This window comes from Paenibacillus sp. OK003 (assembly GCF_900109515.1).
In the GTDB taxonomy this organism is placed as follows: Bacteria; Bacillota; Bacilli; order Paenibacillales; family Paenibacillaceae; genus Paenibacillus; species Paenibacillus marchantiae.
In genome coordinates this window covers 106,566-129,993 of record NZ_FOBD01000009.1, presented here as the reverse complement: position 1 = coordinate 129,993, position 23,428 = coordinate 106,566, and the positions used below count along the sequence as shown (strand labels likewise).

Annotated in this window: 23 protein-coding genes; all 23 read left to right on the top strand. The window is 44.5% G+C overall.

Annotation, left to right across the window (positions count from 1 at the left end; translation table 11 throughout):
• Positions 1–104 precede the first annotated feature (104 nt).
• The 23 genes from BMW94_RS30530 (at position 105) to BMW94_RS15735 (ending at position 23,305) form a co-directional block, all read left to right on the top strand.
• Positions 105–257, top strand: coding sequence for a hypothetical protein (locus BMW94_RS30530; RefSeq protein ID WP_175480724.1), 153 nt, complete (start codon positions 105–107; stop codon positions 255–257).
• Between the two features lie 159 nt (positions 258–416).
• The gene (locus tag BMW94_RS31150; RefSeq protein ID WP_302848002.1) at positions 417–542 is read left to right on the top strand and encodes a hypothetical protein; all 126 of its coding nucleotides are present in this window, start codon (positions 417–419) and stop codon (positions 540–542) included.
• 707 nt (positions 543–1,249) lie between these two features.
• A complete protein-coding gene (locus BMW94_RS15850; protein WP_175480723.1) occupies positions 1,250–6,475 on the top strand; it encodes a DNRLRE domain-containing protein in 5,226 nt (1,741 codons plus the stop codon).
• 410 nt (positions 6,476–6,885) lie between these two features.
• Positions 6,886–7,197 carry a hypothetical protein gene (locus BMW94_RS15840; RefSeq protein ID WP_090807185.1) on the top strand — a complete coding sequence of 104 codons (312 nt, stop codon included), beginning with the start codon at positions 6,886–6,888 and terminating at the stop codon, positions 7,195–7,197.
• 1 nt (position 7,198) lies between these two features.
• The gene (locus tag BMW94_RS15835) at positions 7,199–7,540 is read left to right on the top strand and encodes a hypothetical protein (protein WP_090999821.1); all 342 of its coding nucleotides are present in this window, start codon (positions 7,199–7,201) and stop codon (positions 7,538–7,540) included.
• A gap of 17 nt (positions 7,541–7,557) precedes the next feature.
• The gene (locus BMW94_RS15830) at positions 7,558–8,337 is read left to right on the top strand and encodes a peptidoglycan recognition protein family protein (RefSeq protein WP_090999819.1); all 780 of its coding nucleotides are present in this window, start codon (positions 7,558–7,560) and stop codon (positions 8,335–8,337) included.
• Complete coding sequence (locus tag BMW94_RS15825) at positions 8,337–8,639, top strand: hypothetical protein (protein WP_175480722.1); 303 nt, start codon at positions 8,337–8,339, stop codon at positions 8,637–8,639. The genes BMW94_RS15830 and BMW94_RS15825 overlap by 1 nt, the downstream gene beginning before the upstream one ends.
• Positions 8,640–9,093: 454 nt before the next feature.
• Entirely contained in the window at positions 9,094–10,176 is a 1,083-nt protein-coding gene (locus BMW94_RS15820) for a helix-turn-helix domain-containing protein (protein ID WP_175480721.1), read from the top strand.
• Entirely contained in the window at positions 10,176–10,952 is a 777-nt protein-coding gene (locus BMW94_RS15815) for an ATP-binding protein (protein ID WP_090999814.1), read from the top strand. The genes BMW94_RS15820 and BMW94_RS15815 overlap by 1 nt, the downstream gene beginning before the upstream one ends.
• A 523-nt stretch (positions 10,953–11,475) precedes the next feature.
• Entirely contained in the window at positions 11,476–12,759 is a 1,284-nt protein-coding gene (locus BMW94_RS15810) for a DnaB-like helicase C-terminal domain-containing protein (protein ID WP_090999812.1), read from the top strand.
• Between the two features lie 191 nt (positions 12,760–12,950).
• Positions 12,951–14,039, top strand: coding sequence for a toprim domain-containing protein (locus tag BMW94_RS15800; RefSeq protein WP_254790250.1), 1,089 nt, complete (start codon positions 12,951–12,953; stop codon positions 14,037–14,039).
• 104 nt (positions 14,040–14,143) lie between these two features.
• Positions 14,144–14,674 carry a sigma-70 family RNA polymerase sigma factor gene (locus tag BMW94_RS15795; RefSeq protein WP_090999808.1) on the top strand — a complete coding sequence of 177 codons (531 nt, stop codon included), beginning with the start codon at positions 14,144–14,146 and terminating at the stop codon, positions 14,672–14,674.
• A 485-nt stretch (positions 14,675–15,159) separates the two neighbouring features.
• Positions 15,160–15,816 carry a hypothetical protein gene (locus tag BMW94_RS15790; protein ID WP_090999806.1) on the top strand — a complete coding sequence of 219 codons (657 nt, stop codon included), beginning with the start codon at positions 15,160–15,162 and terminating at the stop codon, positions 15,814–15,816.
• Between the two features lie 112 nt (positions 15,817–15,928).
• Positions 15,929–18,514 (top strand): DNA polymerase, encoded by a 2,586-nt coding sequence (locus BMW94_RS15785; protein WP_090999803.1) that lies wholly within the window; start codon positions 15,929–15,931, stop codon positions 18,512–18,514.
• 79 nt (positions 18,515–18,593) lie between these two features.
• Positions 18,594–19,031 carry a hypothetical protein gene (locus BMW94_RS15780; RefSeq protein ID WP_090807164.1) on the top strand — a complete coding sequence of 146 codons (438 nt, stop codon included), beginning with the start codon at positions 18,594–18,596 and terminating at the stop codon, positions 19,029–19,031.
• A gap of 61 nt (positions 19,032–19,092) precedes the next feature.
• Entirely contained in the window at positions 19,093–19,521 is a 429-nt protein-coding gene (locus tag BMW94_RS15775; RefSeq protein ID WP_146218468.1) for a hypothetical protein, read from the top strand.
• Positions 19,522–19,735: 214 nt separating this feature from the next.
• Complete coding sequence (locus tag BMW94_RS15770; RefSeq protein WP_090807160.1) at positions 19,736–19,939, top strand: hypothetical protein; 204 nt, start codon at positions 19,736–19,738, stop codon at positions 19,937–19,939.
• A gap of 10 nt (positions 19,940–19,949) precedes the next feature.
• Positions 19,950–20,132: a hypothetical protein gene (locus BMW94_RS15765; RefSeq protein WP_090999800.1), complete on the top strand. Its 183-nt coding sequence runs from the start codon at positions 19,950–19,952 to the stop codon at positions 20,130–20,132.
• A gap of 87 nt (positions 20,133–20,219) precedes the next feature.
• A complete protein-coding gene (locus BMW94_RS15760) occupies positions 20,220–20,714 on the top strand; it encodes a hypothetical protein (RefSeq protein ID WP_090999798.1) in 495 nt (164 codons plus the stop codon).
• A 137-nt stretch (positions 20,715–20,851) separates the two neighbouring features.
• Positions 20,852–21,832, top strand: coding sequence for a hypothetical protein (locus tag BMW94_RS15755; RefSeq protein WP_244192724.1), 981 nt, complete (start codon positions 20,852–20,854; stop codon positions 21,830–21,832).
• 410 nt (positions 21,833–22,242) lie between these two features.
• Complete coding sequence (locus BMW94_RS15745) at positions 22,243–22,554, top strand: hypothetical protein (RefSeq protein WP_090807151.1); 312 nt, start codon at positions 22,243–22,245, stop codon at positions 22,552–22,554.
• A gap of 87 nt (positions 22,555–22,641) precedes the next feature.
• On the top strand, positions 22,642–22,998 hold the full coding sequence (locus tag BMW94_RS15740; RefSeq protein ID WP_090999796.1) for a hypothetical protein: 357 nt from the start codon (positions 22,642–22,644) through the stop codon (positions 22,996–22,998).
• Positions 22,976–23,305 (top strand): hypothetical protein, encoded by a 330-nt coding sequence (locus BMW94_RS15735; RefSeq protein WP_090999795.1) that lies wholly within the window; start codon positions 22,976–22,978, stop codon positions 23,303–23,305. Before BMW94_RS15740 ends, BMW94_RS15735 begins: the two co-directional genes overlap by 23 nt.
• Positions 23,306–23,428 lie beyond the last annotated feature (123 nt).

Sequence of the window (23,428 nt, the reverse complement as noted above, 5' to 3'; positions counted from 1 at the left end):
TAGTGGCGGCTCGGGTAAATCTAATGGCGGTACTTCTAGTTCCGGGAGTAGCGGTACTAACGGAGCAGGCGGCACTTATGTCAAAAGAGGAAGTTCCATCATAATTGCCGCAGGTGGCGGTGGCGGGCGTGGAGGTAACGGAGGATCGGCAGGACACAATGGAGGAACTGCAGCAGGTGGTACTGGCGGCTCGGGAGGTAATGCCGGCTCTGGTGGGGCAAACGGAGTCGGCGGTAGCATATCATACAGAGGTTTAGCAGGTTCAGGCGGAGCAAGTGGCGTATTTCCTCATGGTGGCGGTTCTGGCGGTATCGGTGGTTCTGAATCCTACTACAACGGCAAGGGCGGTACAGGTTCGGTTGGAAACAGCGGTGCGACTGATTATGATGGCGGCGGTGGTGCAGGTGGAGGTGGCGGTGCTTCTGCTACTCCCGGAGACTGGTACGCCGCATCAGGCGGTGGCGGAGGTGGCGGTGCAGGTGGCCGGAACTACATTGACCTTACGCTTTTTGGCAGTACATCAACAACAGGAAGTAACTTAGCTAGCGGTAAGGCAGTTCTTACATTCCTGAAACTCCCACCTGCTGTGTCATCGACAACAGACAACGAAGGTAACGTAAGTGGCTTAGTAACAGACCCCGCTAATGGTAACTCCAAATACAGGATTTCTGTTAATGGTGTGGTAGAAATGGATTGGAGCAAACTGCAAACAACGCCTTACAGTTTTTCATACACTGTACCTGAGAATAAATACACTTCCCTTATTAATTCCATCACTATTGATGTAATGGATAGTAGCGGTTTGAGTGGCGATACATGGGAAGGTATAATCCCCGTAAGTAACTTAGCAAGTTTTATAAACGTCAAGCAGGTATCCGACGTTACGTCTTCACTTAACGTACCTTACCGGAATGAATTTAGTGCCTTTTTTACAGTCAGTGAGAGCGGTAGCAGTGAGATAGCAGGGGTTATACAGCCTGTCGTAAGCTCTAGCCTGGAGAGTACATTAGCAGTACCTAGTCATTCCTATCTACCTTCTAAGATTTCCGTAACTGAGAATAACACCATGGACGGTACATCGTTTATATGGGGCGTAAGGGATGGTGACCTAGAGAGTATATTAGCCGTGCCCAGTCATTCCTATCTACCTTCTAAGATTTCCGTAACTGAGAACAACACCATGGACGGTACGTCGTTTATATGGGGTGTGAGGGAAGCTGACCTCGACTCGAAAATAAGCATCAAGAGGATGAGTGACAGCTACCTTAAATCTAAGATTGCCGTTCGAGAGTTGAACTCAATGGAAGGCACGGTCGATATCTTCGGTCAGGGAACAGAGGAAATTGGCGGCAGTATTTTCGCAATGGGTATCAGCGAGTCCACTATTGACGGCAGAATTGGTGTACGCTTACGGAACTCGATGACAGGCCAAACTGACATTTGGGGAACGGGGGATAGTGACGTAACCTCTGAGGTGAACGTAAAGCAAGTCTCTGACCTTCCGATGACCTTGGGTGTAACTCCTTCCAATAAGATGACCGCAATCGTAGACATTCAACAGCCTACGAGAGTTACAGACACACTAACTGCGAAACGAGACGCATTTATTCGTGAAACGTACCCTAAGCTGAACTATGGCGGAGAACAGACGTTGGTCGCAGGGTACAGTGCCGCTCGTACAGAGATATTCCGAAGCCTTGTAGGTTTTGATATCACGAATATCTTGGGCATGTCCAATGACTACAAGATTGAAAAAGTCACATTGAAGCTTAAGCATTCCATCGGGCGTACTCCAACGTACCCACTTGAACTAAGAGCCGTAACAGGTGATTGGGCAGAGTTAGGAGTAACTTGGAACAACCAACCCAATGCGGGCGATGTAGTAAGCCAAGGAGACTTTACAGCAGACGTTGAGAAAGGTTTCATCACCTTCGATATCACCGAATACATCCTGAAAGCTAAGCTTGAAGGTAAAAACATCGTAGACTTCTACGTTCGGGCGGTAAACGAAGCTGACGAATCGTCTCAGTTCTTCTCAATGGACGCAGGTGTATCTTTAGCACCGTCCATCGAATACACTTACTTTGATGAAGTAATCCGAAGCACTGGACGTTCTGGAATTGATACAAGCATCTTGGTAATGTACCCACGTACAAAGGATTGGTCGTCCAAAATTAATGTGTTCAAGAAATCCGATAAGAACGACATGTCCTCGAAAATAACGGTCACACCTTCAGGCAATCGGTTCGAGAACCTTCCTTCCCGTTTGATGATTTCCAGACCAAACCTGCAAGGTAAAGGTATCGTCAGAGGAGGGACTTGGAGCGACCTTACTTCCAAAGTGGCGGTACGAGAAGCAGAACTGAACGACCTTGAGAACTGTAGTATTACGGTATCCAGACCAAACCTGAAACAGACTCTTTACGTAGCCAACAGAAAAGACACTCCGTCGAAGCTAGGTGTTCGAGTATGGGGTGACGACAACCTTTACGGGTGGGCAATTGTAACCGTTAAAGAGCGTCCTGCCACCGTCTACGTAAGACCGTACATCGACAAAGTTGGTACAATCAAGGTAGTGCGTACAGTGGACGAAGACCTGACAGCGCAGTTCATTGTAAGTGAGCGTAATAAACTTGGTACGATTGAAGTCCTGAATCGTAGTGACCTAGACTCTGTGATGATTGCAAGGGGCGGCGAAGACACTGACATTGTTTCAAGCATCGTTGCCAACCAGTACCAGTTACTCGGCACGATTGAGGTCAACCCTTACATCGACTACAAGGGTAGCATCTCTGTAAGGCACACGAACGACAGCACAAAGGAATCTAGCCTGACGGTATCCAGACCTGACCTTAACTCTTCAGTTTACGTCAGATTCCGCAGTGATTTGGATGGCACAGTTACAGCAAGACGGGCTGACAGAAGTGAACTAACAGGACAGGCGGCAGTATCCAGACCTGACTTGAAAGGGTTAATCTTCCCGATTATCCACAGCGATATCACAGGAAGTATCACAGTCAGACGTACCGTTATTAAAGAACTTAAATCCAAAATCATCGTACCGTTCAGAAAAGACATCTTGGGTGAGATGGACATTGTAGGGGCAAGTATGTTGCCGTCCAGCATTCAAGTAAACTCTGGATACCTGTTTAGCAGGATTGAAGTCCCTGCCTACGGGAACGTCGATATTGACGGTGAGTTTACCGTTAGGGTGCGTATGGCAAGTGACGTTGACTCTGCCATCGAAGTTGTCCAATACGACACGATTGACGGAAGTATTACAGTACGCCAGTTCTTTGAAAAGTCCATAGAATCTAAGATTACGGTAAAGAGAACCGAAAAAGAAGAACTGACAGGTAAGGTCAATGTTTGGATTGTAAGAAACCTGAACGGTAGAATCTCCGTCCGTAGAGAAGCACAGTCCGGTATTGATTCTAGCATGTTCATTTTGTGGCACGATGACCTAGCGGGTAGCTTTATTGTCCCAAGTCGCACAGACCTGAACAGTAAAATCAAAGTCATGTACCCTGCACAAAGCGAAATCCCTTCTAAAATCCTTGCTAAGATTCGTGTTCACAGCGACCTCGAATCCGAAATCGACGTAGCGAAGGGCGGGGCTAGAGACCTCCTTAGTATCATGGGAGTCACATCTACGAACAAAATGACAGGTATTGTGGATATCACTTTACCAATCCGTGAAGAGGTTATTCTGGATACTGTCAAAGACGCTTATGTAAGGGAAGACGTTCCGACTCTCAACTACGGTGAAGAGACAACTTTCGCAGTAGGTAGTTACAAGGACAAGGTGCTTCGCTCCCTGTTAGGATTTGATATCTCTAGCCTGAAAGCAAGCTATGATATCGACAAGGTTGAACTCCGTATGGTTTACGGTCAAGTACCGACTAAGAATCTGAAGCTGTTCGCAGTAGACGGAAGCTGGTCGGAAACAGGCGTGACATGGGACAACCGTCCGAACATTGGGACTGAAATCTCCAACTCCTACACGGTAAACACTGTAGACGGACACGTAACATTCGATGTGACAGACTTCATTGAACAGCAGTATACAGTAGTAAACAACTTAGTTGACTTCTACTTGGTGGCGGCTGAAGAATCCGAACCTAACTACGAGTACTTCTTCTCCAAAGAAGCAAGCCTAGCCCCTCAGTTAGTGGTCACATACTTTGACCCTGCTGTATGGAGTTTTGGACGTTCTAATATCGACTCTAGCGTTCGAGTACCTTCCCGTAAGAACTTGTCGTCTAGGATTAGAGTTAGAAAACCAGCTTGGTTGGAAGTAGGCATTCCTGCATCCCTTGAGGTAACTCGTAACAATGAGTTTACAGGCGTAGCTAACGTGAGCAGACCTGATATGCTTTCGAGTATCACTGCCATGTACCGTGACCAACTTGATATCCCGTCTAGCTTGGGAGTATCTAACAAGTCTCTTAGTAAGGTTGACGGCAGAATGTCAGTAAGCAAGCCTGACCTACCAATCAGCTTCTACGTTAAAAACAGAGTAGACCTTCCTTCGACGGTCGGCGTAAAAGTTTGGACGGAGCAAGACTTCTTCTCTTGGCTGGTAGTCAATGTAAAAGAGAGACCTGCATCCCTGACTGTCCTCCCGCACAACGATATCGAATTGCGCTTTACGGTTCGTGGGGAGAATGCTGAAGACTTAACCACTCAGGTAACGGTTTCCAGACCGAACTTGGGCGGCTCGATAACAGCCAAACCTTCTGAGAATGGTGACCTGCCTTCCAGCATCACAGTTCGTCACAACGTGGAAGAGGGCATAGACGGAAGCGTTACGGTCAACGTAGGGGTCAACAGAGACATTTACTCTGAAGTAATGGTAATGGGTGTAGGGCAAGCTGAAATCCCTTCTGCGCTCGTCGTAGTAGGTTACAGCTTGGGCAGTACGCTTTACGTATCCAATGCGGAAGTACTGCCATCGAAACTAACTGTCAATCCGACTTGGTTCGAGTTCCTGCCTGTGACTCTCGAAGTAAGCAGACCTGATTTACCTTCTAGCCTTGAAGTTACTCTCCCTGCCGACATTGACGCTTCTATTACGGTCAACGCATTCGGTCAAGGTGAACTAGCGTCGAGTATTACGGTAAGTAGGGACGTACTTCAGTCAAGCATTAAAGTCACTGACCGCTCAGACGTTACTTCTATTGTTAAGGTCAAAGTCGATGCAGAGCAATCCCTTGGCGGCGGCTTGATTGTAAGCAGACCTGAACTTGCGGGCGTAGTTAACGTAGTGCTTAACAAAGACCTACGGTCAACCATTAACGTAATGTTCAAGGATAGCAAAGACTTAGGTTCTAAGATATTCGTTAAGTACATGAATGAAATCGTTGCGACCCTAGATGTAGTAGGGGCAAGCATGATTCCTTCGAGCATTCAAGTAATATCGGGTAACTTGGCTTCGGTAATCGCCGTACCTGCTTACGGAAACAAAGACCTGAAAGGTACAATCGGAGTAAAGAATCGTTTCATCTCTGAGATTCCAACTACTCTGCAAGTACAAGAATGGTCACAGTTCGTCGGAACTATCGGAGTAAGGAATTGGGCAGACCACGATCTGGGCGGTAGCCTGACGGTCGTTAGACACGGAGTTAGTGACCTAGTGTCCGTCATTGTCCCTGTAATGAGATATACGATCCCTTCGAGAATTGGTGTACGATTCGACAACACGATGACAGGTCACGTTGACTTCATCCCTGTTGGACAGACCGACCTTGACGGAAGTATTGAAATCTCACCTGCATCTGATATCGTGGGAAGCATCCAAATTGTACTGAACGCTGAGTACAACATTCCTTCTAGCCTGAAAGTACGGGCTAAAGGGAAGAGTGACCTTCCTGCGAACGCAAGCATCGTCTACAGAAAGAGCGAAGACCTGCCGACTACGTTAGGTGTACCTGCATTAAATAAAATGACAGGCAAGGTATTCATTATTCCTGTTGCTGATGCTGACCATGATTCCAGCATTTACGTTCTCTTCAGTTCTGACCTGAACTCGCAACTAGCCGTAAGGCGTTTAAGCATGTCCGAAAAGACCTGCAAGATTACGGTACGGAGAAGAGACAACAGTGACATTGGAGGTAGCATCAACACTATCCAGTGGAAGGTCCTTAATTCCAAAATCACTGTACGCAGAAGTGGTTTCTCTGAAATCCCTATGCGTCTTGAAGTCTTGGAAAAGAGTGACTTACTAGATTGTACAATCACCGTAAAGAGGACTGAAAAGGCTGACCTGAAGGCTACAATTACTATCAGAAGAAGTGCTGACAAAGACCTCAACGGTAGAATCTTAGCAAGACGGAGCGATAAATCAGACCTCCCTTCCTTCATTGAGACATGGCAATTCCGTACAGTCCCATCGAAACTTTATGTATTGTACCGTAACGACCTTGAATCCACAATTGATGTAGTTGCTGACTACGGATATTGCTTCATTATGTAATTATGAAGCCCCTACCTTACTTGGTAGGGGTTATTTTTTGCCCAAAATTACCTATATTGTAGTTGCAAGAGGATGAAACTTTCTTGTTTTTCCTACCCATTTTTCTGAGATACCTTGGCATAAATCTTGGTTGCGGCTATTTCTGTGTGAACGAGATAATTCCGAACAGAAGCCATGTCACAACTAGTGTTATACATGTGGGTGGCGAAATTTGTGAAGGAAGATGTGGTAGCAGAGGTTTCTATGGTCAATTCGGACGAGTTCTTATCTGTTTGCAGGTAGAGTAGGAACGTTCCAACATCATTCATTATTCCATCACATCCCGTTGTCTATAGTCACACAATATACACCGGATTATTATGTGACTTATTAACGTGCCACAAACAGAATGAAAAGGTCAGGTGATCGATATGGACGTAGGTGTAATTACAGCAATCGCTGGCCTCGTTGGTACTGCTGTATCCGGTGTAATCGGCTACGCCAGCGGCAAAAACAATAACAAGGTAACGGATAGAGAATTGCTCTCCAAGGACGAACAGGCCTTCCGTGAAAAGTTGATTGAACGTCTCACAGCTTCGGAAGAAAAGATTGAGAGACTAAGCAACGAAGTCATCACGCTTCGACAGGAAAACATGGAATTGATTAGTGAGAACAGGCTGCTGAATATCAAGGTAGAGCAATTAGTGGCTCAACTCTCAAGACGGAGGGGAGACGTGCGCTAAGATGGTGAAGTTTGTGAAGAACGCATTCTGGAACGACAATGACGGCTTCTCCGCTAAGGATTTTCTAATGGTACTGTTTGGCGGTCTATTTGCACTGTTCCTGCTTATTATATTCTTTGCACCTTTCTTCGGGGTAGCGGTCAGCTCCGTCTCGATTGAGATGATAGGAAGCCTTAGCCCTGTCGTTATGACCATCGTGGGCGGGGTATTCGCAGTACAGACAGTGAGGGAGTTCAAAACTACCAATACAGAAACTACCATGACCGTTCCTGGTAATTCTCAAGTAGAAAGTGTCTATAGTATCGCGGAGGAAAAGCTAGGGGATAGCACCCCGAAGATTTAATAGAAAGGGTGAACTAGATGGCTTTCAAGATGAAGTATTCCATTGTACAGAAATACATACCAGTCAATACGAAGAGACGTTCAGGCATCAAGAACCGAGGAATTGACTTTATCGTGGCGCATGACACTGGCAATGACGGCAGTACAGCGGTAGGTAACGTGAATTACTATACGAACTCTGCCAACGTCGAGAGTGCTTCGGCACATACCTTTATTGATGATGAGGTCATCATTGAGTGTGTGCCACTCACTGAGAAGGCTTGGCACGTGTTGTATAACGTCACTACAGACAATGACCTTTACGGCTTTGACTCCAATGACCACGCAATCGGCGTAGAACTGTGTTACTCCAATAAGAAGGGGAGCATTAATAATCAAGAAGCTTACAAACGGTTCGTGTGGTATAGCGCGTATTTATGTAACAAGTACGGATTGAATCCCTTGAAACGGATTTCAGGCCACAACGAGCTTGATCCGAACCGCAAGTCTGACCCGTACAAGAACGCTTTGAAAATTATGGGAATCAGTAAGGCTCAATTCCTAAACGATGTGGCGGCTGAACTGAAGGATTGCAGTACGCCTGAATCACCAACTAAAACTGAAGTATCGGAGGACGATGAACCTATGAAGCTTGATAAGTGGGCATTAGACATGCTTGTAAAGAACCTGACAGACTTTAAGGATAAAGGGTTCTTTACGGACGAAGCTTGGATTACCAAAGCCAAGAATGGTACGCTGACTGCTTCTGAACTGGCGTTCCTGAACACAATCCTGATTGCTAGGGCGGTGAAGAAATAATGGTAACATTAACTGGAGTATTGGCTACAGCAGTAGGTGCATTCGGTCTGTGGATGCTTGTGGCAGGCTTAACAGAAGCATTCACGGAAGTCATCAAGAAAGTAATGCCTATTAAGGATACAGGCACGTATGCAGTTTCTATTATAGTAGGCGTGGGACTGGCATTTGCATTCGGACTTAATCCATTCGGACTTACCGGAATTGCCGCATACTCATCTAAAGTAGCCGCTGGCTTACTAGCGTCCCGTGGGGATAACTATCTGAGTGATTGGCTGAAGAAATTAGGAATTAAAAGGGAATAGGATTGGCAGCTCTCTTTGCATCGTCTGGAGGAACCGAACTCTTTACCTTCACTAACACAACGTACTCCAAATTCATTAAAGAACTTCGAGCAATAGGAGTACACGTAATCGGTTAATAAAGTCCCGCCTTCAAGCGAACATCTATTTCGATAGTTTTAGATCGACTATTGATAACAGAGGGGTTGAGACATATGCGACATACAGCTATATGCCTTATCCACTGTGCTATCAACGGAGTCATACACGTGAACAACGTGACATCCCCTTCTCTAAAGGAAGCCAGGTGAGATGGTCAATATGTCCAATCTTATTACTGAATACCACAAGTATTATCAGTAAGTTTACGCCTAAGGGTCGCACGCCGAAGTCATTCAGGGAAGGGGCTGGACGTAACATCTCCCGCAACTTTGTTAATACTTGCGCCGACCACTTAGAGCAGGGAGATGATTTAACAATGGGGCAATACAAAGGACAGGTGATAGTATCTAGCGAAAAGCAATTCGTTTACCGTGACTCTGAAAACAGAGGGCATGTGCAACTGCCGAACATGGTGGTTTCTTGTTTGGAATTATCGGACACGTCTAAGATAGCCTACGGCGTGATATCCAAGTACGTTTTTGAGAACGGAAGAGAAGCATTTCCTGCCGTATCACGAATTGCTATGGCTTGCAACTGCACCAAGAAAACGGCAATCAAGTACATTGACGAACTCTGCGAGAAGGGGTTCATCCTGAAGGAACGTAACGGTAATCGGAAGACGAACTCCTACTATCTGATGGACATAGACAAGATTGACCATCTACATGTATCCGAAATGTTCTGGCGGACTGTAAATTCAGTGTACAAAGAAGTTGAGGTATGCCTATACGAAGATGTATACGAATGCTTCATTAAGATGCTTGAGAAGCTTGACAAAGAGGGAATCATCTTTCGGGAGATTCCTGTCGATGCTGAGACTGAATCACATATACGTGAGACCCTTTTAAGCAGGGTGAAGAAGGAAGGTGACGATCTGTTCAACCGACCGTACGCTGGAAAGGCGAAGCCTGATATCTCCGACCAACCTGCGACAAAGGAAGTAATGAGAAACGTTCTAGGTGGCACTGTTGAAAAAGCGGGCAACTTTGGGGAAGGGAAAAGCAGGTTCTCCCTGCCTGATGACATTGACCGATGGAAGAACGACAACTTCGTTCAATACTTCTACGAGAAGTTTATTGACGCTACAGGCAGAACACACGAAACCGCCCGAAGTAAACACCGTGGAATGATTGGGCGCTTGCTCAAGAATGTTGACGGCAACAAGGCGCTAATTAAGCTAAGAATTAATGCCTTTTTCCAAATTGGATACGACAATCAATCCCTTGAGTGGTTCTGTACCTCAGGACGGGCGGCAGAGATTGATTTGTTCGTCGAGAAAGGCAAGAAACCGTTCTATATCGAGGCGCAAGAGAAGAAGGAAATGGTTGAAACTACCGTACAGGCAAAGAGCGGCATGTCTGCTGAAGACTTCCTGAAGAGGATTAAAGGAGGTAACTAATGAGTATATTGACTGAAGCAAAGACAGAACTGTTTAGCACATGTGAAACCTGTGTGGTAAAGGACTGGTGCAAACTTCGTAGCGGTGAAGTGAAGTTGCCGCCCGAGCATACGCTCACCTATTGTGTGGGCTACGATAAACTGGAAAAGGCTATCGGCTTGGCTAAAATCCCCAAGGAGTACCGTACTGCCAACCTGCACAACTACGTTGAGGATTCGGACAACGCTGACTTTGCAACCATCCTGAAGGACTTGCTATCTAATTCAGTAGGTTTTGTCACTTCAGGTACGAACCTTGCCTTGATTAACAGGGGCAAAGGTACAGGTAAATCATGGACAGCCAATGCCGTTCTTAATGAATTTATTTACAAAGTTTGTCGTGACCCACAATGGTTTGATTATGAAACCCCTGTGGGAATGTATGTAAAATTTGGAGCTTGGGCTAACCGTCAGCGGGATATTTACACTCGTAATGACGAGAAGTTTACCTACGAAGCTCACCGAGAACTCAACCACATGAATGACGTTCCGCTACTAATACTAGATGATATCGGGAGCGGTCGAATCACCCCAATCATTCGAGACCTGATCTATGATGTTATTGACTTCCGTAAAGAAGAACAGAAAAGTACAATCTTTACAAGCAATTTCCCTGATTCCATATTACGTCAAGATGACATGCTTGGAGACATGGTTGTATCTCGAATGCTTTACAATACGATGGTCATTCCATTGGGCGGTAGAGACAGAAGAGAAGATAATACCTACAAATACTAAATTTAAGTGGAGCGTTTGTTGACGTGTTTAGTGAAGATATACCTATTGTCGAGCTATTTGTGAACAACATAGTTGAAAGAGACTCTATATATGTTGTGATACAGCTCATAACAGCTCGATACGAACTTAGAGAGGCAAGCGAAAACAGTCCAAAGGAGCATTGATCAGACAACTTAGTTGCGCTGATCGCATGACCTACCTCAAGCACTGTCACTACATGAAAACCCGTAAGGACTCACCGAATACAATTACTTCTCTAATTGTATTCGGTGAGTCCTTTCTATTTCCATAATATAGGATTAAATTTGCCGGCGGAAGAAATATTATGTTTTATCCTGAAATTAGGGGGGGAATCCCCATAAAGGGTGTTGTTATTGAAAATTGGTCAGGAGGACAAGTCTGACTTGTACATAATTGATGAGGGAAATGAAGTCACATAGAGCCTTAGCTGGAATCACGCCGCACCTTTTTCCGTAGATGACTCGACTACTAAGAGTGTAATCGGAAATTGGGAGGGAACACAATGGCGGCAATCGAAGAACTTCAGCTACTCAACCACATCCTAAACGTTAAAGAGTGGGGCGTTGTCGAGGATGCAGGTATTACTGAGGACTACTTTCAGGTACACAAAGAAACCTTCGAGTACGTCAAAGGCTTCAAAAAGAAAAACGCATACTTGCCAACGATAGAGACGGTAATGAACAAGTTTAATACGTTTGAGTTGGTGGAATTGGAGAACATCGACCACGTTGTGCGAGCGGTGAGGGAGGACTTTCTTTATAGGGAGTTCAAACCGATACTGGTATCTGCTTCGGAGACTTTCGCCAAAAAGGAAACGACAGCGGCTATTCAGCAACTTCAGATGGAAGCAGGAAGATTTCTGAAGTCTATCGGCTTAAGGGGTCAGGGCTACTCCTACATCGAAAATGCTCAACAACGTCTCGATGCTTATGACAAAATCCACGGTAGGGCAAAAGATGAAATCATAGGAATGACTACTGGATTCAAGCCGCTAGATTTAGCGACCAACGGACTTGAATACACAGATGGGGCGGTCGATTACTTTCTCGTGTTTGCGCCAACAAACATGGGGAAGACCCTCATATCATCCTTTATGATGTCAGCGGCATGGAACAGTACATTAGATAATGACTATCCAGCCTACTTCGCCTTGGAGCAAAGAGCGTCAGAAATTGCCCATAACTGGGACAATACACTTGCCAAAGTGTCACGGCTTGCTCTAACACGCGGTACGCTCTCTAACGAAAAGAGAGATGCTTATACGGAGTTTATTGACCGCCTTAAGCAGAAGAAGAAAGACATGGTAATTTACGACCTTAAGAGTAATGGAGGCAAACCTTACACGCTCGACGAAATCCACCGGATACTCGAACGAGAAGGACACAATCGTTGGACACTCGACCAATTATCAAAGTTACGACTTCCCTCACGGGGGAGCGGCGACCTTAGACAGCGCCTGTATGATGTTTCGGCAGGAGTTAGAGACTTAATTCTCGATACTGGTAAGCCCGCAATAGTTGTCGCTCAAGCGAACCGCGATGCCCTTAAGAAAGTAAAGAAGGACATTACGGAGAACGTTGATGCCGGAGATATTGGGGAAACCTTCGCCATCGTACAGGATGCTTCAAAGGGCATCTCTATAGTAAAAGTGAGTGACAACACCTTTAGAATCTTGGTCATAAAAAATCGTGAAAATGCAAGCGGACAATCGTTCCTTGTGCGCTACGACTTCGACTCTGGTATCGTCTCTATCCTGGATGATTCCATTAACGAACAATACTTCTAAGAGAGGGAGGGACTAGCCCATGTGGGTACAACTGTACCTTAACTCTATCAGCTTAGGAGCGTATAAGGAGAGTAAGGAGTTAACGGCTCACTGCCAATACTTCCCTAACTTTTTCAACGTTCACGTTGATGTTCATGAGGACGAGATAGAAACCCACTCTCCCGGTTTCGCCCAGATAGGGGGAAAGGGAAGTGATTAATCTCTCTCTCAAACAAGAGGGTCCCAATATTGAGATTCTTGAATCCTTGTACATTGATCCTGAAGAGTTGACAGATGAACTCAGGTTCTCTTATCAGCATCTCTCGAAGGTTCTAAGTAACCCTAAAGCATTCACAGGACTGAATGATACGGGGGAATGGGTCATGAGTTGCTGTCCATTACATTCCGAAACAAGGGCATCTTTTGGCATCTCTAAAGAACCGCCCTATCACTGTAACTGCTTTTTTTGTGGCTACTTAGGAACAATAGACACTTTAATAGAGAACGCTCTTGACCTGAATGAAGGAGAGGGCATTAAAGTTTTGCTTTCTACCTATATCATCGAGGAAGAAAAACGAAGAACGTTCGATATGGTTGACTTCATAGATAATCGCAGGAACAAGTACGTTATTCCCCACCTTGAAGAGAGCGTTCTTACTAGGATGAAAGATTCGAGGGCTAGTAATGAACTACTCTACCAGACTGGCATAAATTACATGCATTCTAGGGGATTTAATGACAGAACCCTCGAAACCTACGAAATCTGTGTTGACACTGCAACTGCGACAATTGTATTCCCTCAGAGGACGAGATCCGGAGAACTCCGTTTTGTACAGAAGAGAAAGATAGGCAACAGCTATCACGGTACTAAGTTCATTAATGAAGGCAGCGCAATAAAGAAAGATATTATTTTTGGTCTCCATTTCATTAACACACTTAGAACCACGAAACACCGAATTAGGCGAGTCAGGATGGTCGAATCACCTATTGACTGTATGTCCAACTATCAGGTGGATATCCCCGCAATCTCGATTAACGGACGTATTCTTTTCAGGAATCAAATTCGGGAGTTGCAGTTGGCTGGCATCGAGGAAATTGATTTGATGCTAGACAACGATAAAGCGGGCGAGAAGGGAATGCAAGACGCCGCAATCTTACTGGATAGGGCAGGGTTCGTTGTGAACCGTGTACGCTACCCTAGCTTTCCTGCGCTCAAAGACAGCAATGAACTGCTTAATGCTTGTTTACTAGACCGTCTCGACACCTACAACGTGAACCTAATCGGGTCAATGTTCCAGTAAGCAAAATTCTATACAAATTTAGTCGCATCTTACTCAGATGAAGCAACGACCTCTGATATTACTGGCAACACATTATACATGAAACCATTGGAGGAATATTAACCATGACAACTCAAACAACGATATCGAACTTCGATATCGAATCCTTAACACCTATCTTCAAATTTATACTGAAAGGCGTGAGAAGTGAAGACCGTGAAGAAGTTCAATCAGAAGCCGTGCTTCGTATTCTTACAGCCATCGACAAAGGAAAAGTTAAGAAAGATATCTTCACATTCTCTCACACTGTCGTTCAACGTGCAGTATTTGACTACTACCGCAAAAACAACCGTATGATTAGCAAAAACAGCACCTCTGTTAATTTTTGCGATGGGGCAGATGAAGAATATGGTTCAACTATCGATTACTTCTCGTACGCAACTGAAGAGATAGGCTATGGACTGTCTGACGTAAAAACGGATTACTTGAACAACCTCTGTATGTTTACACCGCAACAACGTCGAATCATTGATTTCATGCTCTTCACAGAGGAAGGGATAGATATGAAGCCAACAGAGATTTCTAACTTACTTGGCTTGAACAAGTCCCATGCTTCCCGTGCGATGAAAACGTTAAAAAAATTATGTCAGGGGTAACACCCTAATTTACCTACCTTAGAAGATATACATAGATAGATATTAGTAAGAGTGTCTTAGGAGTTTTTAGCTTCAATATTTCTCTCTTATAAAGTATAACATACTTTGCCTAAAAAACCTTTAACTGCTCCTATATATCTTTCGAATTTCTCATAGAAACATTCTACAACTGGACTTAGAGTAGTGTCAATACACTATGTTGTAAAACAGTGCAATTAAAATAGGTTTTGTAACAAATCTATAATTTTACAGATCATATTAATTACCCGATCCTTTAGTAGTTGAAGCAAATAACGTAGATATCCAAAGGTATAAATACACTACTAATATTAAGGAAGAAATATTAAAAGAAGATTAAATCTCTTTGAAATATATCGTATCCAATTCTTGAAAAGTCTTTCGCTCCTTTTTGAAAAGATGGAACGACGACTAATAGTAAGAGGTCAGCGAACCTCAGGTACAAATTACATTGGAGGAAACACATTATGTCTAACACAGTCGTTCGTGGTCTTGGAGCAATTCTCTCTGGCGGTGCAGAATTCATTACTTTTGAAGAAGGAAAGCCGATGACTATGCTCTTCATTGACTGGTTTGAAGACCTGCTCGGTATCCGTGAGCACTATGAATCCGGTCTGACACCTAAATACATTCGTTGCCCTGGCAAAGACATTTGCCCACTTTGCAAAGCAAACCCTTCCAAATATCCTGCATTGCGGATTAAGTTCCGTGTGTATGACCCTATAGAGAAGAGAGTCAAATTCGTCTCTTTGGCTAAGTCTCATGTTCAAAAGTTGAACCAAGAATTCAATCTTGACGAGTGCGACCCTACTAAGAACTTTGTAAACCTTTATCGTACTGGTAAAGGTGCTTCCGACACTGCCTACAGTGCCCGCCGCTATGTGACAAACCCTGAAGCTGGAAAACCTGTTCTGGACTTCCCGACGCAAGAATTAATCGACCAGATGCCTGATATTACACCGCAAGTTACACCACATAGCCCAGACGAGATTGCAGTTTTCATGCAAGCGTTAGTAGCAGGAGCCCAGACTCAACCTAACGTTTATAATCATGCACCACAAGGTGTTCAGTCAGCCTATGAGCAACAAGGAGTACCTGCAACACAACGCAAACTTCCATTCTAATCTGTAATGAGTAAGGAGCTGAGACGACCCTGGTTATTAAATACCCTATTTAAACACGACAGTCAATAATATCCATCACAACGTTATTTTCATATCTATAGGGAGTGTGAGTATGTCAGATAACGAAGTCATCAATATTTTAACTAAGGGCGAAAAGAAGTCTGCCCGAACCACACGCACTAGGAATACAGAAATAGTTAAAAAGGCGAAGAAACTCACTAAGAAAGAACAGAAAATCTTAGACGTAGAAGCATCGATCGTCATGCCTGACAATTACACGCTCATCAATACTCCTGAGCTACTTCAGCGATTAGTCAACTACTACAAAGCATATAAAACGATGTATCAAGGCGATGCCTATGTCTATCTCGACACTGAAACTTATGGACTAAACAACTGGCGGGACACTTTAATCTCAATTTCCATAGGTTTTGAATCAGAAGAGTATTTTAATATACCCATGCGCCCTTTTTTACATGAAATGTCGATAAATGTTGAATGTTTGTCATTTGACGCGGTATCAACCGCCCTTAAACCATTGTTAGAAGAAGAAGATATGATTGTCATGGCAAATGCAAAGTTTGACATTCACGCACTCAAGAATTGGGCAGATATTGACATTACGTTTAATATTCATTGGGACACGATAATTATGGGCAGTTTATTAAACGAAAATAAACCAAAAGGTCTGAAAGAATGGTACAACTCTTACGCTCTTCCTTGGCTAATCGAGCAAGGTAAATTGAGCCATGATGAACTTAGCCGCCCAACTTTTAGGTTCGGTAGCATGTTCGACAAGATTCCATTCGATAGTATACCTCACAGGCTTGCTAACTACTATGCTTGCCATGACGTATTCATGACTCATTGGGTGTTCAGATATCAAAAAAGCATTGTGGAAAATCCATCTTTTGGACTTGACGGCGTTTACCGTCTTTTCCGAGAAGTTGAGATGCCATTGCTGGCTGTTTTTGCTACAGCAGAACGACGGGGAGTAGAGCTAGACTCCAAGTTTCTGAAAGATATTATTGGTAAGGTTCTACAAGAGAAATTGGACGAACTTAAGGCAGATATTTTCGCCGTCTTAGGCGGAACGATTACTCTTATTAAGTCACGAACCCGACAGCGACAAGGGATTAAGTTTAAGGAAGAGTACGAAGTAGTGGAAGAGTTTAACCTAGGCTCCCCCGCACAACTAGCCAGCAAACTATACGTAGATCATAAGATTCTTGAGGCTGAAATGGTTTACGACAAAGACCTAAAGCGTAAAGTACCTAAGCTGTCTACAAGTAAGAAGGTACTTACAAGGAATAAGAAGGTAACCGTGACCCTTGGTGATAAGACTCACAAAATTATCGACTATATTCTGGAATACCGTGGGCTGTCGAAGCTAATTGATGCCTTCTGTAATAAGCTTCCTGACGATACGGTAGAAGGAATCATCCACTGTTCCTACAACCAACTGGTAAGGACTGGACGTGTTTCCTGTTCAGCACCAAACCTTCAGCAAATTCCATCTAAATTTGACCTGATTCGCTATGCCTTCCGTGCCCCTAGTGGGAGACTACTGGTTAGCGGAGACTTCTCGCAACAGGAATTGCGCTGGTTGGCTATCTTTACTCAGGAACAAACCCTCATTGATATCTTCAAGCTAGGGCTTGATATGCACAGTCGGGTAACATGCCAGATTCACAGCTTCGACTATGATATGTTCGAGACGATTCGGGGTTACAAGGGGGATTCAGAAGAAGAGACCAGCATTAACGTAGATGAAGCGATTACGAAATATGCAGGTTCTCATGAACTTATCTATGCAATAACTTATATGAACAGTAAAGAACAGGGCACTAACTCTTCTACTACGGAGATTGTCCGTCTGACCATTGAACGCCTTTCCGCATTTTTTGAGTTACTTCGTAAGAAAACCAAGTCCGTAGTATTCGGTGTAATTTACGGTATTACGGACTTGGGCTTAAGTGACCAAATTGAATCCAGTAAAGAGGAAGCAAAGGAACTGATTGACGGCTTTAAGTCCTCCATGCCTAACTACCTTAGGTGGGAAGGAACAACCCACAAAGAGGTTATGGAGAAGGGCTACATTGAGACTGTTCTTGGACGCAAACGCAGATTCGGTGAGATCATTGCTGAAGCTAAACAGGAGGATTTGTGGAAGCGTTCTGGTTGGCACTGGAAAATTGAAAAGTGCAAGCGGCAGAGTTGTAATGCCAAAATCCAGGGCTCAAGCGCTGACCAATCCAAGAAGGCGATGGTGGAACTGTTCTACCCTAAACGACCAGACGGAACTACGTGCTTAAACCGTCGTGAGTGGGTAATTAACGGCTATGTGTCTCAACTTGAGAAGGATGATATCCACCTTGTCCTTCAAGTACACGACGAGTTGATTTTCGATGCCCCTGAGACCGTTGACCTAGCCGTACTAAAGGCGATTACAGATACAATGGCTAATGTTATCCCTAACGATGCAGGAGTCCAATTCAAATCGGATATTGAGGTATCTCCTTATTGGGGCGGCAACTTCTCGCAAGAGCAAATCCGTCTTATGAACGAAGGTGCTTTGGATTGGAGAGATATCTTTGAGGAAGAGGTTAAGAAGAAGCTTTCCAAGTTCGGTATAGAGTATGAAGTCGGTATGTTTGCTGAGAAGGATGACGAAGAGGAAGAAGAGGAGGCCACATAATAACGGCTTCTTTGTTATTTGTTACTAACTAAGGTAAGTACCTTATATTGAAGATAGCAAGTCTGAAAGGAGTGATAACATGGCAACAGCTTCAGGGATTAGGGTGTGGGGAAACGTTTCTCTTGCACAAGACACAGAGATTAAAACTGGAGCTAATGACAACATCGTCGTTACTGTCAACGGAACGGATTACCCCATCACATTAAACGTAGGGGAGTATAAGACCAGCCATACGCATGTAACCTCCGAACTGGTTCAGCATATCGCAAGTAGATTAACAGCGGCAGGATGCCCTGTTTACGCCAAGGTGGGCGGTATCCACGACGATAACCCAAGAACTGTGCTTGTCATTGAAGCAGTAGATAAGGAGGCAAACGTAACAATAGCGGTGTCCGGTAATGGCGCTACTGCCTTTATAGGAGATAAGCCATACCAAGTCCAGCCGCCCGTTTCGGCTTCTGTACCTACTCTGGCGATGGTTAACTTAACCTCAAGAGTTCAAGCCAAGAAGACCTAAAAGATCCTTTCGGGGGTCTTTTTATTTTATCGCACCTTTTTACGTCGATGGCTTGACTACTGTGAGTGTAATGCAAAACAAACAATCGAAACGGAGCCAGGGACACATGACAACAGCAAAATCCAACCCTAGTAAGCAGAAGCGTACTTCTCAACGAGTGATGGTGCTGAACGCACTGCGTAACGCAGGTTCTAAAGGATTGGCTAACTACGAACTGTACGAAATCAGCCAGCGTTGGGCGGCACGTCTCCAAGAACTGTACAAGCAAGGCTACAAGATTCGTGTTGACAACTTGGGTGACGGTATTCACAGCTACACTTTGGTCGAAGAACCTGCCGTAATCCTGCCGGGACCTGAACGTGCTCAAGATGTTCTGACTCGTGAGATTGAAAGTAAGTTCGGTGGTTCTGTGACAACTGCTCAACTCCTTTACATCCTGCAATCTAACAAGCTTCAGGTTGGACGTAAAGCGGGGACATTCAGCGTATGAGAATCGGAGACATTGAACGGAACAAGGAAGACCGTCACTACGGAGCGGTCGAGTATTCGTCCTTTGAATTTTTAATCCACTCTTGAGTTGTTTATGAAGGGCAGTTAGGTCTGAGCAAGAAGATGGGCGTTTCTGCTTTCGCACTCTTGAAAATTTGATTTTGCAACTATCCGAGACTATGTAGCGACCACTATAGAGAAAGAGGCGACAAGCTATGAAGATGACAACAGAACAATACACAGAAATCATCGTAGGAAAGGTTGCTCACACGGCAAAGAACATCGCTAAGAATGGCGGTCGGCAAGAGGAAGTCGATTCTGATATAGCAGCAGCAATGATTATCACCTTCGCTCAAGAGATGATGCAAGTCATGAATCAAGTTGAGCAGATGAACGGCGAACCAACTATTTTACACTAGGAGGAAACACATGAGTGATGAGCCATTGCAAGAGGTTCTGCTTAACATAGGCGGTAACACCATCAATGACGTAAACAAGATGAATGCCCATTGGGATGACTCGAACGATGTAGCTGAGGAAAAATACGCTGGTTCAAGATACGTCTCTGTTGGCGGTGTTCTTCTGAAAAAGGGTGTCAGAGAAGACGATTAGCTTAATCATCTTCAGTAAGTATTATCGTTACGGAAACTTGGTCAAGGTTGGAGATTGCTCAGAGATTACATAGGAATTCGTAAAGATATGAGAACAAAGCCAGCCATGGAAAAGAGAAGGTATCTTCACCCTCCGTACTTGCTATACAAAGTTCTCCGACAGATGGGAGTAGTTAAAGTGATACCCAAAATTTCAACTATTAATTGGTCTAACTTGACAACTGACTTTAAAGAACTAGGGGGTATGACCTCCGTTGCGCCTTACAAACCTAGAGCAAAACAGGGCTTGGTTTGCAAGAAAAGCGGTAAGACATTCCAAAAAAAATGTAGCAGTAATCATCTATTCACTTGTTGTGACCGGAGAATAAGGGCGATTATGCAATACCACGAACACAGGGATACGCATCTTGCGGGAAAGAAGGCCAGATACCGTGAAAACAAGGATGCTTTTAGGCGCTTGGCACTTGTAAAACATCACAAGGATAAAGTTATGGAAGAGTTCCAGGACCTCAAAGCAACCTGTGGGTTCCGTCTTAGGGTGATTACAGAGATAATGGATTCCAAGACTGAGGGAGGTCAGTAATGTTAGATCGTTATGCTGTTGGTGGGCGACTAGACCCACCCTACTACCCTACCAAACCTCACCCTCATTTTGTGGGCAGGGCAATCATGGTTCCTGCTAAGGCGAACGGGGATAGGATGATCAAAGATACCTTCACAATGTCCCATGACCTTGAGTTCTTTGCGGTATCCATCAGAACGAACATGAATACCGTCGAAGACTACTGGAATTTAACTGTGGACGGAAAGGTACTCGCCAAGAACATTCATTGCAAGAATTACGAGGAAGGCTTGTACTTTCAGGTAGCGCATCCAGTGGTGGCAGGTAAAGAGTTCCTGTTCGAGTACCACACACCACACGGAGACGGAAAGAACCTTGAGTTGATGTTCCACTTCCTTACTGAGCCTGACGTTAACCTTGTACTCACCGGAACAACTGATTTAGGTAACTACCCTGACCCGCCCGAAGAGCCAGCCGAAGACCAACAACCACCGGACGCACCGGAAAGTGGCATACAGCTTCCTGTTACGTGGCAACCGTTTACTTCCGTTGTTGAAGCTGAGAAGTGGGCAAGTAACTTAGGAGTGTCAGTAAACTTCGCTAAGAAGATTGATGCCGCTAACTATGTGACCGAAGCATTGGCGTTACTCCTGAATACCTGCGGCGGCTTCGCTGATATGATTCAGAAGCATAAGCTAACAATTAAGATTGAGAACGGTAATGGTGCGAATGGATACTTTGACCCTTCCTCTGGAAAGGTTGTCGTAAGTAAGACGTATGACTACGCCAACGCTGATGTCATTGCTCAAATGGAATACGATACTGGACAGAAGTCCTCTCCTAATAAACTGAGGACGGTCATTCATGAGATTGGGCACTGGCTTCATTATCACAACATTGGAGCACAACAGTTCTATACGTACTCTGCCCTTGACCCAGACAACTATGGAGCGAAGACAATCCTCACCAATGCGGAATCGACGTATATTGCGAACCACCTTTGTAACTATGCAACCAAGTGGTTTCCTATTGAGTTGATGCCTGAAACATTCACCGCCAAGATAACTGGAGTACCTATTGATGCGAAGATATGGGAGTGGTACGAGCAGTACGGTGGATTCAAATGTGAGGGGTGGTAACGATGTGCCAACATGTGTTTCATAAAATCATCTCTTTAATAACAGCACTATATCTCTGTAAGAGGGAGCAAACTTCCTAAAAGCGTCTTACGTTGCCTTGCCTGTCTGAGTGAAGCGCCTTTATATAGAAGAAACTCAATCAGTCACGTTTACGAAAGAGATGGAATTGGCAGTAATGGAGAGGGGATTTTTATAATGGATATTACAATTCCTTGCATATTCTGCAAGCACTTTAATAGGGACGAACGGGAGAACATGACCTGTGCGGCTTACCCTAATGGAATACCTAAAGAGATTCAGGAATTAAAAGTAATTCACACTGAGTCGTATCCCGCCGATAACGGAATCAAGTACGAGCCATTAAGTGATCAGCATGACTACTTCAAATACTTTAAGGGAGAGATTCGACAATGAAAAAAGTAGTCGGAGCGTTATTGGCAGGTTTGGGTATTGGTGCGGCAGGAGCAGTCGGAGTTGCAGGAGCGTTAGCAATTATTATTAGTACTATTCTACTTAAAACTTTGTTTGCTCTCTTGGTAGGTTGGGTTATCGGGTTCGGGTTAAAACTCATTGCGGGTTCATTCGTAGCTGGTACGCTGAGTGCTATTTTCCACACAGCAATTCCCGCTTCCGCTTTACCACAAATCTTTGCAGGTATTGCATTGCTGGCATCCTTCATTAAACCTTCCCACAGCTTAGCAGACAAGAGCGCAAATAAGTAAAAGGTTTAAAGCTAGTTTTGAAGACCTGAAGAAAGGGCTTTGTAACTCCGCTAATCATACGCTGACCATTATAGAGAGGTGACATGAATGATAGGATTCTTAAACAAGTGCCCCCACTGTGGGGCACGTTCTTCTTTTACACCTGAAGAGATGGAATGTGATAAGGCGTTGGTGCTGTGGTGCAGTCTCTGCGGTAACTTCATCAATCAGACATTTACTATCGAGACTGTCCGCAGGTGGTGGGTTCGGTACGACGAGGGTGAGGAATCTATCGTTCCTCCGATCAGCAAGTACAACCTTCAGAAACTCATGGAGATCGAACAGATGCTTAACGAGCAAGGTGAATGGATGGAGAGCATTGAGATTCACATTAAAGACTTTAAAGAATACCAGTATACAGACGAAGAGGGTGACTTTAAGAATGAAGGTTCAGATAACAGCTAATTTTTTCCTTGACAACGGTGAAGTTAAGAGGGTGGAATGGTTCGAGATTGACCCTAAGCTTAAAGGTAAGATTGTCGAGGATGGCGTAGATAAGCCTGTGGAAATAATCCTCAAAGCGGCTAAAGACGTACAGGAAGAATACAAGAAAATATTCCGTAAGTATCAAAAGGAAGGTGAAGTATTCGCCGTAGAAAACATCTTGGGTGAGGTATCAGGGGTTCACTTTACAAAGGTGGCATACTGGACATTACAAGCAAAAGAAGTGAAAGAGGAGGCAACCGAGCCTACCAATAACACAACTATTTAATAGTAGCCTGGATAGGTTCGAATCCTGCCCACTAAGGTTGTACTTCTTTGCTGAGTTTTACCCCCGCACGAATTTCTATCGAGACTTACTCTTTTCTGCGGCTACTCACGTTTATGACATACG